Source organism: Halobacillus sp. BBL2006 (assembly GCF_000786645.1).
In the GTDB taxonomy this organism is placed as follows: domain Bacteria; phylum Bacillota; class Bacilli; order Bacillales; family Halobacillaceae; genus Halobacillus.
This window is the reverse complement of record NZ_JRNX01000928.1, coordinates 1-1,189: the sequence shown is the minus strand read 5'-3', so window position 1 is coordinate 1,189 and position 1,189 is coordinate 1. Positions and strand designations below refer to the sequence as shown.

At 42.5% G+C, this 1,189-nt stretch carries 2 protein-coding genes; both read right to left on the bottom strand.

Features of this window, described 5'->3' with window-relative positions; translation table 11 throughout:
- Nucleotides 1-308: 308 nt before the first annotated feature.
- The gene (gene crcB / locus LD39_RS21155; RefSeq protein ID WP_035553588.1) at nt 309-668 is read right to left on the bottom strand and encodes a fluoride efflux transporter CrcB; all 360 of its coding nucleotides are present in this window, start codon (nt 666-668) and stop codon (nt 309-311) included.
- Nucleotides 656-1,066, bottom strand: coding sequence for a CrcB family protein (locus LD39_RS21150; RefSeq protein WP_052158991.1), 411 nt, complete (start codon nt 1,064-1,066; stop codon nt 656-658). The genes crcB and LD39_RS21150 overlap by 13 nt, the downstream gene beginning before the upstream one ends.
- Nucleotides 1,067-1,189: the final 123 nt, after the last annotated feature.

Sequence of the window (1,189 nt, the reverse complement as noted above, 5' to 3'; positions counted from 1 at the left end):
GCTGCGGGGTCTTCGGACACGTGCTGTTCCCGCAGGAGTCTCCGCGTTCTGTCTACGCTGAGAAAACTAAACATGTAGAAGAAGGATTTAATCCATTCCAGCGTAGGAAAAACCACGTGGAGAGACTTCTGCGGGAGGAAGGCATCTGTGAGACCCCACAGTGCGCAGCGTGAAGAGGCTCACCAGCCGCCGGCGAAAAGCGGAGTGTATTTCCGAAGCGGTCATTCAGAGCCATCGATTACTTCTAAGTTTCCCTACCCTTAATTTGTTCGTCTTTAGATCGGATGGTTTTAATTATGTCCCAGCCCCTATATTTTCAACACGGACCAAACGGCTGTGATTGTAATGAGGATCGAGGATCCTAGATAAAGAGCGGCTGCTCCCCACTTCTTTTGGTCCAGTAACTGGAATACCTCATAGCTAAATGTCGAATAGGTTGTATAGCCTCCACAAAAACCTGTGGCTAGAAGGAGCCATGCGGATTCTGGAAAGCCTGTAATTTCGTAGATTTTAATTAGGACCCCCAAAAGGATACCCCCAGTAACATTGGCAAAAAATGTTCCTAAAGGTATCTTTTTTTTCCTATTCCATAGATGACTAACTTCAAAACGAAGTACGGCTCCAATCGCGCCTCCGAGAAATACAAAGAGAAGATTCACTTTTTCCATCTCCTTCCCCATAGATGACCGGCAATCGTCATACCTAATCCGCCCACCACTGTTGCAAAAATATAATAAGAAGCAAGAGAAGGTGTTTCGTTATATAGCTGAGCGAATTCGGCTGTAAAGGCTGAAAATGTTGTAAATGAACCTATAAAACCTGTGGTCAATGCTTTATGTAAGACTTCAGCTTTTCCATTTGCAGAGGATAGAATTTGATAGAAGAAACTTAAAAGCATACACCCTATTAAGTTTACTGCTAAGGTTCCATATGGAAACCCTCCTTCATTTGCAGTTAATAAAGAAGAGACTCCAAATCGAAAGCAAGACCCTAATCCGCCGCCTAGGGCAATTCCGAGATAAAGTGATTTTCTCATATAACCCAAACCTTTCTGCGTTGCCAACAAGTAGCTATTCTCTTATGGTAATACAATAAATGAAGGCTTGAAAGACAACACAACAAATTTTCACCTGTTCCCTATAGTTTCTCGTTCGTTAATTGGTAAAAGAAAATAAATAAGAAGTTAATT

Bases quoted from the DNA above. Each gene is read 5' to 3' on its own strand.
- crcB (WP_035553588.1), bottom strand. From the start codon at position 668: ATGGAAAAAGTGAATCTTCTCTTTGTATTTCTCGGAGGCGCGATTGGA.